We start from the raw sequence: 15,254 nt of genomic DNA, 5'->3' as shown, positions 1-15,254 counted from the left end.
TAGAGCCCCTTCCGGCCTCTCCAAAAGGGAGGGGGAAGATAGCAATTTTTTTAATTAGTTATTATTTCGTATCATTTTTCTTTATTGCTGCCCTCTCGGATTGCCTGAGCGAGCCTCCCGTTGTGCCCGGTGCGGGTCTTGCGGGTCGAACAGCATAGCCGTGCAGATGCAATACTTACGTCCGGTGCGTACCAATACATCATGGTTCACACACCCTTCACATCCGCGCCAGAAGGCTTCGTCGTCGGTCAGTTCGGCAAAGGTGACCGGCGCATAACCCAATTCGGTATTCATCTTCATCACCGCGCCGCCTGAGGTCAGACTGAAGAGCTTCGCCCTTGGCCAGCGTAGGCGAGCCAGCGTAAACGAGGCCTCTTTGATGCGCTTGGCGACCCCTTTATGACGGTATTTATCTACGACGATCAATCCCGAGGTGGCCACATATTGTTTGTTGCCCCAGGACTCGATATAGGTGAATCCTACAAATTCATCACCTGCCAAAGCAATAATGGCTTTGCCTTCTCTCATTTTCTGCGCTACATAATCGTGTGTGCGCTTCGCAATACCGGTACCACGTACGGCAGCCGCCGCTTCAATGGTGTCCAGGATGGTATCGACGTACACTTCGTGCGAAGCGTCCGCCACCATGACTTCTATGTCCAAATCTTTTTCCACCGTAGTCTCAATCATTATCTACGTATCCTTTAAGTGCTGTTATAATCTCTGTCCGGCTGACGCCTTCGCGGGGAATGATCAATATCGTATCGTCGCCCGCAATGGTGGCTAATATCTCCCGGGGCGTATGCTGGTCGATGTCGGAGGCGATGCCCATCGCATAACCCGGACGCGTCTTGACTACAGCCAGGTTGCCCGAAAACTCAATATTCGGATGTTTTTCGGTCTCGCGTACCGGCACCATAAAAGCGGCATAATTAGGTAAACGATACACATAGTTCCCCTCGCCATCGGCCAGTTTTACGATGTTCAACTGCCGGATGTCCCGGGATAGCGTGGCCTGCGTCGTGGTGAACCCCAACGTTTCCAAGCGGTTAAGCAACTCTTCCTGGCTGCCTATTTTCTCCGCTTGAACCAAACTACGTATCGCCTCTAATCGTTCTTTTTTACTCTTCATATTGCATATTTATGCAAACAAGCCGCAAATATAAGCGATATATTTGAATAAATATTCATATATTCAGGAAATACATTCTTAATGAACGTTAAATTCGCTATCTTTTCCGGGATATCTCCCCTGACTTATTCGGCGTGTCACAGGGAGAATTCTATCGTCGATGGGCATCGACAGTTCTGTCCATGCGCTTCGACAGTTCTGTCCATGGGCATCGACAGTACTGTCGATGCCCATGGACGATAGAATTCTCCCAGTTAAATGACTTATCCTGAAATTGGTTGTCACTTTTTGTCACTGTTTACTATAAAAGTTGACATCATAGATAACACTTCCCTAATAAGGTTGTCACTTGGGTTGTTTGACAAAAACCGGTAGGATAAGTTGTCGGATCAGAAGGGTTAAAAAAGAGACTCCACGAAAACAATCTTTCGCTTTTGAGGTTTAAGATGTATTGATTATCTTTGTTTCAATAATTGAGTACAGGGCTATGATAAAGAAAAAACAAAAACCTTACAAAATCGGATTGGCGCTTAGCGGCGGAGGAGCGAAAGGGTTTGCCCATGTAGGTGTTTTCCGCTTATTGGAAGAATGTGGCGTAAAACCGGATATCATCTCAGGCACCAGCGCGGGTGCATTAGCCGGATGTCTTTTTGCGGATGGCTATTCCTCCGAGGAAATTCAACATATTTTTTCCGGAAAAGAGTTCTCCGAGTTTGCCAAAATGCAGATTCCGATGTCCGGCCTGTTCGACAACTCCCGCCTCACCCAATTTCTGCGTCGCCATCTGCATGCTAAAAACTTTGAAGATCTGCCTATTCCTTTGGTAGTGGTAGCCACGGACCTGGATCATGGAATAAGCCATGAGTTCCGAACCGGTCCCATCGTAGAGGCCGTGACCGCCTCGTGTAGCGTGCCTATTATATTCAGTCCTGTTGAAATCGATGGCATACACTATGTCGATGGCGGGCTGTTCCGGAATTTTCCGGTGACCAATATCCGCGAAGAATGTGATAAGCTCATCGGGGTTAATGTCAGTCCTCTTGTGCCTCAGAAATACAAAAAGACACTGTTCTATATCGCCGAGCGTTCTTATCATTATATGTTTCGGGCGAATACGACGGAAGACCGTAAGCTTTGTGATGTGCTTATCGAGACGGAAGCCTTTGATGATGTAAAAATGTTTGATCTGGAGAATGTTGACAGAGTGGCGCAAATCGGCTATGAGACAGCACTCAGAGCCTTCGATGAACTCATTCAGGACAGCACATTCGATCGATTAGTCAGTACGGTTAAAAAGAAAAGCCGGGAGTTAAACCAAGGAAAAGAAAAAAATGAAAGCAACAAATAAAATCATTATATACCAAACGCTTCCCCGCCTTTTCGGGAATTTGCAAAAGTCTGACATCCGGTATGGAAGTATCGAGGAAAACGGCGTAGGGAAACTCTCCGCATACTCCGAAAAAGTATTAGGGGAAATCAAGGCGTTGGGGATGACACATATTTGGTACACCGGCGTGATTGAGCATGCGACCAAATCGGATTTCACGGCCTATGGCATACCCAAAGACCATAATGCGGTGGTCAAAGGAACTGCCGGTTCGCCTTATGCGATCAAGGATTATTATGATATCGCTCCAGCCTTGGCCGATGATGTCACGCGCAGGATGCAGGAGTTCGAAGCATTGCTACAACGCACCCATGCGGCCGGCCTGAAAGCGATCATCGATTTTGTGCCCAACCATGTGGCACGCCAGTACCATTCGGATGCCCGCGTGCCTTTTATTGAAGACTTAGGGCAGACTGATGATACCTCAAAAGGCTTTGCGCCCAATAACAACTTCTACTATATTCCCGGACAAACCCTGGAGCTTCATTTTGGCGCGAAGCAGGAAGATTTCGAATACGGTGAATTTCCGGCCAAGGTGACGGGAAACGACTGCTTCTCTCCCAATCCCAGCCGGAATGACTGGTATGAAACGGTGAAACTAAACTATGGCATTGACTACCTGAACGGGCGAACGACTCACTTCGATCCTGTGCCGAACACCTGGGAAAAGATGTTGAATATATTGTTGTTCTGGGCGTCGAAAGGAGTCGATGCCTTCCGATGCGATATGGCGGAGATGGTTCCTGTGGCGTTTTGGCAATGGGTCATACCGAAGGTCAAGGCGCAATACGATGTGTTGTTTATCGCCGAAGTCTATAACCCGGCCGAATACCACGCCTACCTGCAGCAGGGACAGTTTGATTATCTGTATGACAAAGTGGGGCTGTACGACACACTTCGATTGGTGATCACCGGCGAGGCACCGGCAAGCCAAATCACCGGTTGCTGGCAGGCGTTGGACGGCATACAATCCCGCATGCTCAACTTCTTGGAGAACCACGACGAACAGCGCATCGCGTCGGACTTTTTCGCCGGCGATGCCCGGAAAGGATTTCCCGGCATGATGGTTTCTTCATTGATGAACACCAATCCGGTGATGGTCTATAACGGACAGGAGCTGGGTGAACGCGGCATGGACGAAGAGGGATTCAGCGGACTCGACGGGCGAACGACCATCTTTGATTATTGGAGCATGGAAAGCGTGCGCAACTGGATCAACGACGGAAAACTGGATGGTGGGCAACTGACAGAGGAACAAAAAGAGTTGCGCGACAACTATAAAGCGTTATTAAACATCGCTCTGTCCGAGCCGGCCATCGCCAATGGCCTGTTTCATGACCTGATGTATGCCAACCTGAAGAATCCTTATTTCAATCCGCATCGTCAATATGCCTTTTTGCGTAAATATGAGAACGAAGTGATCCTGGTGGTGGCCAACTTCGACAAAGCCGAGCAAACGGTGAAGGTGCGGATTCCGGAGAACGCGTTCCAGGTATGTGGCATAAAAGACAATAAGGCGGCCCGCCTGACGGATCTGGTTACCGGCCAAACTTCTGTCAGCACACTGACCGACGCCTGGCCCTATCAGGTTGTATTGCCTCCTTATTCCGGCCGGATCCTGAAATTTACCTATTAATTTATACATAAAGAGCCTACTCGTTGATTTGTGGAGCGTTTAGAGATTAATTCCATGCTTGGGCAAGAATTAATCTCTAAACACTTAATACTAACTACTATTTTTTGTAATTTCGCAGCGCAATGCAAATCTATTCAAATAAAGAAAAATTAGGCATCAATGAGTACACAAGCTCCCTACCTGGTCTTTTCAGGCACCAACTCCCGTTATTTAGCAGAGAAAATATGTAATAGTCTTGACTGTAAGCTGGGGCAAATGAACATTCAACACTTTGCAGACGGTGAATTTTCAGTTTCTTACGAAGAATCTATTCGTGGCCGTGACCTGTTTCTGGTACAATCGACCTTCCCGAACTCCGACAATCTGATGGAACTATTGATGATGATCGACGCGGCCAAACGTGCCTCTGCCCGATCTATCATTGCGGTGATTCCCTATTTCGGATGGGCACGCCAGGACAGGAAAGACAAACCCCGCGTTTCTATCGGCGCCAAGTTGATTGCCAATATGCTCAGCGTGGCTGGGATTGATCGCCTGATCACCATGGATCTGCACGCAGACCAGATACAAGGGTTCTTTGATGTACCGGTGGATCACCTCTATGGCTCTACCGTTTTCTTAGAATACATCAAGGCTACCTATCCTTTGGAGACGTTATGTATTGCAACGCCCGACGTAGGTGGAACAAAACGCGCCAGCACCTATTCCAAATACCTCGGCACGCCGATGGTTATCTGTCATAAATCGCGCCTGCGTGCCAACGAAGTGGCCGAAATGCGCATTATCGGTGACGTGACGGATATGGATGTGATCCTGGTAGACGATATGGTCGATACGGCCGGTACGATTACCAAAGCGGCCAACCTGATGATAGAAAACGGCGCCCGCTCGGTACGTGCGATTGCCAGCCATGCGGTGATGTCTGACCCAGCCACCCTGCGTGTCGGCGAATCAGCTTTGGAAGAGATGATCTTCACCGACTCGATCCCTTATGCCAAAGACTGTGCAAAAGTAAAAGTGCTTTCCGTAGCCGATATGTTTGCCGAAGCGATCCGTCGCGTACGCAACAACGAATCGATCAGCTCCTTGTATGTTATCTGATCGGACAGGCAAATAATAGCGAAAAGGAATACAAACAGCTATAAAAGCAAATAAAAAAAGCCATTCGAAAGAATGGCTTTTTTTATGATATGTTGAATTGTTTTAGAACATAATAGCGGCAGAGATCATCCATCCCCGGTTCTTACCGCCTTCGCGAACGCCTAACTGGTAGTTGTCCGTAAGCCCTAAACCATAATTAAAACCTACCTGCAGGTGGTTGAACAGCTCCACGCCCGCGCCAAAATCCCAACCCACACCAAAGGTTTTCGCTTTGATCTGATCTTCCAACACGCTCCAAACCTTGTCCTTCGACAAGCGGAATCCAAAATAGGGTCCGGTAGCCAGATAGGGTTTCACTAAAGGCAGATCCAGCTTCCAGCGCAAGTGGATCGGAACATCAATATAATCGATTTTAATCGCGTCATCACCTATCTTGACATCGCCTATCTCTACCCCCTGAGGTTCCATGCCTTTCTGCGTATAAAGCAAGGCTACGTCGAATCCCAATCCTAACACCGGAACGGTTGCTTCCAGCATCGGCCCGATATGAAAACCCGTTACATTATTCGGATTCCAATTCTCCCGCACATCGCTAAAATGCACGGTAGATATATTAACCCCTCCCTTCAAGCCAAAGCGCAACTGCGCGTTTGCCGTAAAAGCGTACGAGGCCACAAACAGGACAGCCAACAAACTAAATATCTTTTTCATATAGCTTTATATTTTTGTTTAATGCAAAATAAGACCTTTTACGGTTATAAAACAAACAAAGAAGGAAGAGTGTTTACGCATAAAGAATATATTTGCAGATAAATCCATAGCACTCCGACAATGACAAAGCATCAGATCATCCTTTTAGGGAAAGATATCACCTCTGTTTATCACGGGATCAAAGAGTTCCGTCCCGATTATATTCACCTCCTCTACACGGAGGCAACACGTGGCATTGCCGACACCATGTTTCCTCTCTTGCCGGCGCATATCCGAAAATGCGCTTACCAGACAGATCCGTATGACGGGAACCGGGTGCAAGAGGTGTGCCGGGTGATCCATCAGGAGTATGAAGGGGAATTCCTTTATCATCTCTCCGAAGGTACCAAACCCATGGCGCTGGCGGCGTTCGACATCGCCCGTGAGATGAAAAGCAGAGCCTTCTATCTGACACAGCTTGGCGAATTGGTTTGGTTAGACACCTTCGAGATCCTTCCGATGCGAAGCATGCTCGATAATGAAGAGATTATTAAATTAAGCGGAAACATACTCTCCCAGTTTCATGATATCAAAGACCTCCGGGAAGAGAATATACAAACCTCCAAACAGATCAAACGCTTTATCGAGAACTACCCGCAGGAGCATGCGCGTATCATGAAATTCTTCGGTGTGATCTGTCACCGGCAGATTTCCCGTTTGCCGCCATCCAAATTGCTGACAAACGAATTGCGCTTTAAGATCAAAAACGGAACCTTGCTCTTCACTCAGCGGGGGCAGATACTCCTTCGCGCGTCTAATCCGAACGCCTTATATCTCTATTTCAAAGCCAGTTGGTGGGAAACACTGGTGGCCCATCAGGTACGCATCTGGACAGAACAGAAAAAGAATCCGCCGGAAGCCTGGCAGAATGTGCTTTTCCAGACCGACTCAGAGAATACCCAATCGAAAAACGAAGTGGATGTGTTGGTTAACAATAAGCAGAAGCTGATCTTCATAGAGTGTAAATCGGGACAAGTCACCCAGAACGATATCTACAAAATCGACGGAGTCAGGGAAACCTACGGGGGAGACATCTCACGAGCCGTCCTGGCCAGCTACTATCCGGTAGAGACCTATCTCTTGGAAAAGTGCAGGGATCTGCAGATAAACGTATTCGCCCCGCCCTATTTTGAAGACCGGATCAGCCACCTCTATGATCTGCCCAATTGGTTGGATCACCTGACACAGGAGTTGCAGTTGTAAAATCAACAGTCGTTCAACGCAGATTCTTCCGTTGCCACTCCCGGAAGGTGGTTCCTGTTAGCCGTTTGAAGGTACGACTGAAAGAAGAGGGATGCGAAAAGCCCGATTGGGCAGCAACCTGTTCCTGGGTCATATCCGGATTCATTCGCATGAATTCCTGCGCATATTCGATCCTTTTCATATTAATAAAGTCAGAGAAATTGCATTGAAACTCCTCATTGATCAGGCGTGAAATATAGGTACGGTTCGTACGCATCACACGCGCGACATCATCCAACCGGAGATTGTTCTGCAAAAAGACCTGCTCTTCATCAATGATCTGATTAAACAAAGGTAAAAGGGTTTTTAATACATTATTCTGCTCATTCGTATCGGTCAACTCTCCGTAACCTGCCTCATTCGCCTCCCGGTCTGCCTGTACCAGATCCGAGGCCAAGTTATCCGCTGTATAATCCATACGGCTCAGGTGATATCCCATAAAGTAGAGAATCACCGCCCACACCAACATACTAATCTGGGCAAACAAAACATTTCCGCCATAATAAAAGCGTCCCCGGTAAGTCAATAACGACAAAAACAAGATGAGATAGAGTCCTACCAACAAAGCATATTGATGCTCCATCGACTTATTCTCCAGGGTAGAGAAGAAATCAGCCAGCCTGTGCCGATAGCGCACAAGGCGAAGCGTCGCATAGACCAACAGGATAATAATTTGTGCAAAGACCAACACCTTATACAGATAGACGCTCACCATGTGATGAATCACGAAGATCGGGTCTGCCAACTCGTTTAGAGTCCCTCTGTTCTCCACAATCTCCGTAATATAAGCAACAGCCTGCTCCTCTCCCATGTAGGTATATATAACTATCAGACTCACAGTAATCAAAGGTGCCGGCAAGAACCACAAATAATCTTTCCAGTTGAATGGTTGCTCACTCGTCAACGATTTAAAGGCAAAATAGAGTAAAGGTAAAAGCAATAAGGTCGTGAAGGCCTCCAGCACCTCTAACTTGTAAAACAAAGCATAATTCTGAACTCCCTCAAAAAAATATCCCCAAATAAAGGTACTTATCCCCATGACAAAGGAAGTCCCTATCCATATCTTACGCGACCGAAAGCTTGTCTTCCACATGAACAGGAAGGTGATACACCAGAAAAAACAGGTAAAACAAGGTAGTAATAAAAAAAAACTATGGTACATATATATTATAGCGTATTATTCTCATGGTTAACAGTGCTGCCCCCTCTTCAGACAGACGCTTAGGCATAAAAAGATTGAAAGCGGACTCTCATACGAATCCGCTTTCAATTATATTCCATTGGCTTATTCAGCCAAAAGGATTTCTAATATCTGCACGGCAGCCTTCGCCACAGAGGTACCCGGACCAAAGATCGCGGCCACACCTGCTTTGTAAAGGAAGTCGTAGTCCTGGGCAGGAATTACCCCACCGGCAATCACAATGATATCCGGACGTCCCAGCTTTTTCAGTTCTTCGATCACCTGCGGAACCAATGTCTTATGACCGGCAGCCAACGAAGAGACACCCATTACATGCACATCGTTCTCAACAGCCTGACGGGCTGCTTCGGCCGGTGTTTGGAACAACGGACCCATGTCTACGTCGAAGCCACAGTCGGCATAGCCGGTAGCTACTACTTTTGCCCCGCGGTCGTGTCCGTCCTGACCCATTTTCGCGATCATGATACGTGGCTGACGACCCTCTTTCTTGGCAAACTTCTCAGCCAATTCAGTTGCTTTGCGGAAGTCCGCGTCTTTTCCTGATTCTGATGAATACACGCCTGATATAGTTCTAATAATTGCTTTATAACGTCCTGACACCTCTTCGCAGGCATCTGAAATCTCTCCTAAGGAAGCACGCAGACCAGCCGCTTTCACTGCCAGTTCCAACAGGTTTCCTTTACCAGTACGGGCACATTCGGTAATAGCGGCCAAAGCCTCTTTTACCGCTGCTTCGTCGCGCTTGCCACGCAAGGTGTTCAGACGCTCGATCTGCTGTTCGCGCACCGCCGTGTTGTCGATCTCCAGGATATCGATCGGATCTTCTTTTTCCAAACGATATTTGTTGATACCCACGATGGTCTGTGTCTGCGAGTCGATACGTGCCTGTGTGCGGGCAGCCGCCTCTTCGATACGCATCTTTGGCAGACCCGTTTCGATAGCTTTCGCCATACCACCCATGCTTTCGATCTCCTGTATCAATGCCCAGCCTTTGTGAACCAACTCGTTGGTCAGCGTTTCCACATAATAGGAACCGGCCCATGGGTCGATCTCTTTACAGATCTGGGTCTCTTCCTGGATATAGATCTGCGTATTACGTGCGATACGTGCAGAGAAGTCAGTCGGCAAAGCGATGGCTTCGTCGAGTGCGTTGGTGTGCAACGACTGGGTATGACCCAAGGCTGCTGCCATGGCTTCGATACAGGTACGTCCTACGTTGTTGAACGGATCCTGCTCAGTCAGCGACCATCCGGAAGTCTGACAGTGCGTACGCAATGCCAGTGATTTCGGATTCTTCGCACCAAAGCTCTTCACGATCTTCGCCCACAACATACGAGCAGCACGCATCTTGGCGATTTCCATAAAGTGGTTCATACCGATCGCCCAGAAGAACGACAAGCGCGGAGCGAATGCATCCACATCGATACCGGCATTGATACCGGCACGCAGGTATTCCATCCCGTCGCAAAGCGTATAAGCCATCTCGATATCGGCTGTCGCACCGGCTTCCTGCATGTGGTAACCGGAGATAGAGATCGAGTTGAACTTCGGCATCTTCTGTGAAGTATATTCAAAGATATCAGCGATGATCTTCATAGAGAATTCGGGTGGGTAGATATAGGTGTTACGCACCATAAATTCTTTCAGGATATCATTCTGGATCGTTCCGGCCATCTCTTCCAACTTAGCGCCCTGTTCCAGTCCGGCATTGATATAGAATGCCAATACGGGAAGAACGGCACCGTTCATGGTCATCGAAACAGACATCTGGTTCAAAGGGATACCATCGAACAATACTTTCATATCTTCCAGTGAACAGATAGAAACCCCTGCTTTACCTACGTCACCTACCACACGTTCGTGGTCGGCATCGTATCCGCGGTGGGTTGCCAGGTCGAACGCTACCGACAGACCTTTCTGTCCGGAAGCCAGGTTACGACGATAGAAGGCGTTTGACTCTTCTGCGGTGGAGAAACCGGCATACTGACGGATCGTCCAGGGGCGCATCGCGTACATACCGCTATACGGTCCACGCAGGAAAGGAGGCAAACCGGACGCATAATTCAGATGCTCCATACCCTCCAGGTCTTCTTTTGTATAAACAGATTTCACCTCGATATGCTCAGGTGTTTTCCAATCTGCCGAGATTCCATTCTCTTTTGCCCATTCCGCAGCATTCGTCGCTGCAAATCCGGCATTCTTAATATCTATATTCTTAAAATTCGGTCTCATGTTTCTTTACTTAAGCAATTCCTAACTTGGAGTTAAACGCCTTCAATGTTTCAAGCACGTTGCTCTTTACATTGATAAATTCAGTAATACCCTGAGCTTTCAGGTCGTCCATACAGGCAGGGGCACCGGCTACAACAAACTCAGCCTTTCCGGCCAATAGTTTGTAAGCAGCAGGAGCATATTCCGTATATTCGTCATCGCTTGAGCAAAGCACGACAATGTCAGCACCGGCTTTCAGGGCAGCATCCACACCAGCCTCTACGGTTTCGAAACCGAGGTTGTCGATCAGTTTGTAACCGGCACAACCAAAGAAGTTACCGGAGAACTGCGAACGAGCCAGGCGCATCGCCAGGTTACCGATCGTCAGCATAAATACTTTCGGCGTCTTGCCACTCTTTTCTGTTGCCAGACGAAGGGCTTCAAATTCAGAAGCACCACGTGAGAAGTCGAGCTTCTCGATCGTTGCGTTCGCACCGCATCCGCAGTTGCAATCGTCTTCGTTTTTGATCTTTCCGGCAGCCACCTCTGTGAAGTTAGGATATTGGTTGCTTCCCAACAGGATCTCACGACGGGTAGCAACCGCTTTGCGACGGGCTACGGAAGAAGCGTTAACCGCTTTCTGCACCTCACCGGCTTTTACAGCCGCGTAGAATCCGCCTTTGTCTTCCACTTCTAAGAAGAGCTTCCATGCCTCGTCGGCAATCGAACCGGTCAAAACCTCTAAGTAATAAGAACCGGCAGAAGGGTCAACCACCTTGTCGAAGTGACACTCTTCTTTCAACAGTAACTGTTGATTGCGCGCGATGCGTTCTGAGAAATCATCCGAATCCTGGTATGTTTGGTCAAACGGAGCCACCGTGATAGAATCCACCCCGGCAATAGCAGCCGACATAGCTTCGGTTTGTGTGCGAAGCAGGTTTACATGCGCGTCGTAAACGGTCATGTTCCAGTTCGATGATTGAGCATGAGCTACCATTTTGCTGGCACAGTCACAGGCCGGCTGGTAGGCTGCTACAATCTCCGCCCACAACCAACGGGCTGCGCGGAACTTCGCAATTTCCATGAAATAGTTGGCAGTCGTTCCGAAGTTGAATTTAATCTTCTTCGCTACTTCGTCAACAGAGAAACCAGCCTCAGTCAGTTTGGCGATGATTTCATTACCCCAAGCCAGGGCATAACCCAACTCCTGAGAGATATAAGAACCAGCGTCGTTCAACGTGCAGGCATCAACCGCCAATACGTGGAATGCCGGAAGCGCTTTGCCAGCGGTCAGAACTGCCGTTGCCTGTTCTACCCAACCGTCGAAGGCAACACCTTTTACCAACGGTTTTTTGAACGGATTGTAAGACACCGAACCTTCGCATTTTTCCAGGTCAACACCTTTCGCTTGCAGATAGTCAGCCAACAGACCGACCAACGTAGCGGCTTTGTTGTTACAAGTTTTGAAGTTAAGCTCTACACACTCGGGACAAATACCTTCCAACAGTGTAGCGATGTTTTCTGCCGTCACATCGTCACCACAGAAATGGAATCCCAAAGAGGTTATCCCTTTGTTCAATACATCCAACGCTTTCGCATTGGCTGCTTTAAAATCAGTTACATCAATGTTTTGGCGTACCTTCCAGTCGTTGTCCGTTTTTGTTCCGCGAACGTAAGGAAATTCACCGGGAAGCGACGTCGCCGTCTTCAAACCTTCGATGTCTTCCGCACGATAGAAAGGATTTACATTGAATCCTTCGCTTGTTTTCCAAACAAGCTTTTTCTCAAACGGCGCTCCTTTCAGGTCGGCCGTGATCTTCGCCATCCATTCTTCCGTAGAAACAGGAGCGAATTCCGAGAAAAGTTTCTCTTTTAGTTCTGCCATAATATGTTTTGTTTATAATACTGGTATTAGTAATAATTACTATATAGCTTAATAACAGGGTGCAAAGGTAGGACAAATAAATAGGACAGCCAATGGAAAAAGAGCTAAAATCCACCCCATTTTAACGCCTTTTAGGGGAAAAAAGAAGAGGCAAGTCCCTTGCGTCGGTTCTGACATTGTGCAAGGCAATTTGGTGATCGACATAGGTCGACCACCAATTTTTCATGCAGCGAAAGTTTATCGTTATTCTTTCACCTTCCCAAACCCCCAAATGTTAAAATACGGATTGTAAGCAAAACGGCCTTTTTGCTTACAATCCCATACGTTAAAAAGTGTTTCTCCCGGGAGTTTGTCTCCAAAGTCCCGCTTTTTTGCGCGCAAAGTCCCGCGAAAATTACAAATCGTAAATTAGGGGTTTCGCCGAAAATGGGCGATTTAACATTTGTTTACATTATTATAAAATGTCGTAACTATGCAAAATCCGAAAGAAATTTTCGGATTTGGTAATATGTGAAGGTTATAGAAATCACTATCCAAGGCTCCCCTTCTTAGAAAAGAAGGGGGTGGACCATCGCTTGCGATGGTGGGGTAGTTTGATGTATTTAAAATCACACATTTGTTCTGTTTTGTGTATTTGTGACTATCAAAGAAATAGGAAAAACATTTATAAAGAATTCAAATTACCCCACCGCTGCAAGCAGCGGCCCCCCCCTTCTTTTCTAAGAAGGGGAGCTTTTAGATACTGATCTGATATACCTTGTATCTTCAATTTCTTTCCTCTTTGAAGATCGGCCTTAGCCAATTGATAAATTTTTTCATCTTCCCCCTTTTTGTCACCAACAGCCATCGCTAAATAGTTTCGTAAGAGGCGAAAGGTTGGGTTAATTGCGTTTAGCCGGAGAAATATACCTTCAGGATTAAACCGTAACGATTAAATTTTGTACTTTTGCGCCGTATTATACAAAACAAAAACATAATGAGCGTATTAGAATTGAGTGAACAGGAAATATTCCGTCGTAATAGCATGGAGCAACTGCGTGAAATGGGGATCGAGCCCTATCCTGCAGCAGAGTATAAAACCAATGCCTATTCCACAGAAATAAAACAGTCTTTCCGTGACGAAGAGGCACAACGTCCTGTGCAGATAGCCGGCCGTATCATGAGCCGCCGCATCATGGGTAAGGCATCGTTCATGGAACTACAAGACTCAGAAGGACGTATCCAAGTATATATTTCCCGTGACGACCTTTGTCCGGGTGAAGATAAAGATATATATAATGTAGTGTTTAAGAAATTGCTCGATATAGGCGATTATGTAGGTGTCAAAGGCTTTGTGTTTCGTACGCAGATGGGAGAGATCTCGGTGCATGCCGAAGAGTTGACCGTACTGGCCAAGTCATTGCGTCCGCTTCCTATTGTAAAGATGAAAGACGGGGTGGTGTATGACGGATTCAATGATCCGGAACTTCGTTACCGCCAGCGTTATGTCGACCTGATCGTCAACGAAGGGGTCAAAGAGGTCTTTTTGAAACGCACCAAGGTGTTTAACTCCATGCGTGAGTTCCTAAACGAACATGGATATATCGAAGTCGACACACCGGTACTGCAAAGCATTCCGGGTGGAGCGTCTGCCCGTCCGTTCATTACCCATCATAACGCATTGGATATTCCTTTATACCTGCGTATTGCCAATGAACTTTATCTGAAACGCCTGATTGTCGGCGGCTTTGAAGGAGTATATGAATTCAGCCGTAACTTCCGCAACGAGGGAATGGACCGCACACATAATCCGGAGTTCACCGTGATGGAGTTCTACGCGGCCTATAAGGATTACAACTGGATGATGGATTTCACCGAGCGGATGCTCGAAAAGATATGTATGGATGTGAATGGCACGACCAAGATCATGATGGGCGACAAGGAGATCGACTACAAAGCACCCTATCCCCGCGTGACCATGATCGACTCCATCAAACATTTCACCGGTGTGGATATCAGCGGTATGGACGAATCGCAACTGCGCGAAGTCTGCAAACAATTAGGCGTCGAACAGGACGAGACCATGGGTAAAGGAAAATTGATCGATGAAATCTTTGGTGAAAAATGCGAAGGCAATTATATTCAACCGACCTTTATTATCGATTATCCGGTGGAAATGTCTCCATTGACCAAGAAACACCGTAACAATCCGGAACTGACCGAACGCTTCGAATTGATGGTGAACGGAAAGGAACTGGCCAATGCCTATTCGGAATTGAACGACCCGATCGATCAACGCGCACGCTTTGAAGATCAGTTGCGCCTCTCTGAAAAGGGTGACGACGAAGCGATGTTTATCGATCAGGACTTCCTGCGTGCCCTGGAATATGGTATGCCTCCGACGAGTGGTATTGGTATTGGTATGGACCGCCTCACCATGTTTATGACCGGTCAGGAAAGTATCCAGGAGGTATTGCTCTTCCCGCAAATGCGCCCTGAGAAAACGGTTCGGAAAGATCCGGCAGAGAAATACGAAAAGATAGGCATTGCCGCCGACTGGGTTCCGGTTATTCAAAAAGCAGGATACATCACGGTTGAATCATTGAAAGAGCTGAATCCGGACAAATTGCGTCAGGAACTCTGCGGATTAAACAAGAAACATAAATTGAATCTGACCAATCCGACACAGGAAGAGGTCGCTTTGTGGATATCAAACGCTGCTAACTAAAA

Annotated in this window: 12 protein-coding genes; 5 read left to right on the top strand and 7 right to left on the bottom strand. The window is 47.3% G+C overall.

The window, feature by feature from the left end; genetic code table 11:
- Positions 1–81 precede the first annotated feature (81 nt).
- Entirely contained in the window at positions 82–690 is a 609-nt protein-coding gene (locus tag M2137_RS07950) for a GNAT family N-acetyltransferase (RefSeq protein ID WP_280751500.1), read from the bottom strand.
- Complete coding sequence (locus tag M2137_RS07945) at positions 683–1,132, bottom strand: ArgR family transcriptional regulator (RefSeq protein WP_280765914.1); 450 nt, start codon at positions 1,130–1,132, stop codon at positions 683–685. The genes M2137_RS07950 and M2137_RS07945 overlap by 8 nt, the downstream gene beginning before the upstream one ends.
- A gap of 487 nt (positions 1,133–1,619) precedes the next feature.
- Here M2137_RS07945 and M2137_RS07940 point away from each other — a divergent pair, with 487 nt between their 5' ends.
- The 3 genes from M2137_RS07940 (at position 1,620) to M2137_RS07930 (ending at position 5,256) form a co-directional block, all read left to right on the top strand.
- On the top strand, positions 1,620–2,480 hold the full coding sequence (locus M2137_RS07940) for a patatin-like phospholipase family protein (protein WP_280765913.1): 861 nt from the start codon (positions 1,620–1,622) through the stop codon (positions 2,478–2,480).
- The gene (locus tag M2137_RS07935) at positions 2,464–4,155 is read left to right on the top strand and encodes an alpha-amylase family glycosyl hydrolase (protein ID WP_280765912.1); all 1,692 of its coding nucleotides are present in this window, start codon (positions 2,464–2,466) and stop codon (positions 4,153–4,155) included. The genes M2137_RS07940 and M2137_RS07935 overlap by 17 nt, the downstream gene beginning before the upstream one ends.
- A gap of 159 nt (positions 4,156–4,314) precedes the next feature.
- Entirely contained in the window at positions 4,315–5,256 is a 942-nt protein-coding gene (locus M2137_RS07930; RefSeq protein ID WP_280765911.1) for a ribose-phosphate pyrophosphokinase, read from the top strand.
- Between the two features lie 102 nt (positions 5,257–5,358).
- Here M2137_RS07930 and M2137_RS07925 read toward each other — a convergent pair whose 3' ends face one another.
- Positions 5,359–5,967, bottom strand: coding sequence for a porin family protein (locus M2137_RS07925; protein WP_280765910.1), 609 nt, complete (start codon positions 5,965–5,967; stop codon positions 5,359–5,361).
- Between the two features lie 120 nt (positions 5,968–6,087).
- Between M2137_RS07925 and M2137_RS07920 the strand changes: the two genes are divergently transcribed.
- Positions 6,088–7,209: a DUF1887 family CARF protein gene (locus M2137_RS07920; RefSeq protein ID WP_280765909.1), complete on the top strand. Its 1,122-nt coding sequence runs from the start codon at positions 6,088–6,090 to the stop codon at positions 7,207–7,209.
- Between the two features lie 13 nt (positions 7,210–7,222).
- Here M2137_RS07920 and M2137_RS07915 read toward each other — a convergent pair whose 3' ends face one another.
- From M2137_RS07915 to M2137_RS07900, 4 genes are all read right to left on the bottom strand, one after another.
- Positions 7,223–8,230: a helix-turn-helix domain-containing protein gene (locus tag M2137_RS07915; RefSeq protein WP_280765908.1), complete on the bottom strand. Its 1,008-nt coding sequence runs from the start codon at positions 8,228–8,230 to the stop codon at positions 7,223–7,225.
- Positions 8,231–8,533: 303 nt separating this feature from the next.
- Positions 8,534–10,681, bottom strand: a complete 2,148-nt coding sequence (scpA, locus tag M2137_RS07910) for a methylmalonyl-CoA mutase (protein ID WP_280765907.1) — start codon at positions 10,679–10,681, stop codon at positions 8,534–8,536.
- A gap of 10 nt (positions 10,682–10,691) precedes the next feature.
- Positions 10,692–12,545 carry a methylmalonyl-CoA mutase small subunit gene (mutA, locus tag M2137_RS07905; RefSeq protein WP_280765906.1) on the bottom strand — a complete coding sequence of 618 codons (1,854 nt, stop codon included), beginning with the start codon at positions 12,543–12,545 and terminating at the stop codon, positions 10,692–10,694.
- 664 nt (positions 12,546–13,209) lie between these two features.
- Positions 13,210–13,392, bottom strand: a complete 183-nt coding sequence (locus tag M2137_RS07900) for a hypothetical protein (RefSeq protein WP_280765905.1) — start codon at positions 13,390–13,392, stop codon at positions 13,210–13,212.
- A gap of 129 nt (positions 13,393–13,521) precedes the next feature.
- Between M2137_RS07900 and lysS the strand changes: the two genes are divergently transcribed.
- Entirely contained in the window at positions 13,522–15,252 is a 1,731-nt protein-coding gene (lysS, locus tag M2137_RS07895) for a lysine--tRNA ligase (protein WP_280765904.1), read from the top strand.
- The last annotated feature ends 2 nt before the right edge of the window (positions 15,253–15,254 follow it).

The sequence above is a fragment of the Parabacteroides sp. PFB2-10 genome, from assembly GCF_029893085.1.
GTDB lineage: Bacteria > Bacteroidota > Bacteroidia > Bacteroidales > Tannerellaceae > QVMG01.
This window is presented reverse-complemented; position numbering and strand designations above follow the sequence as displayed.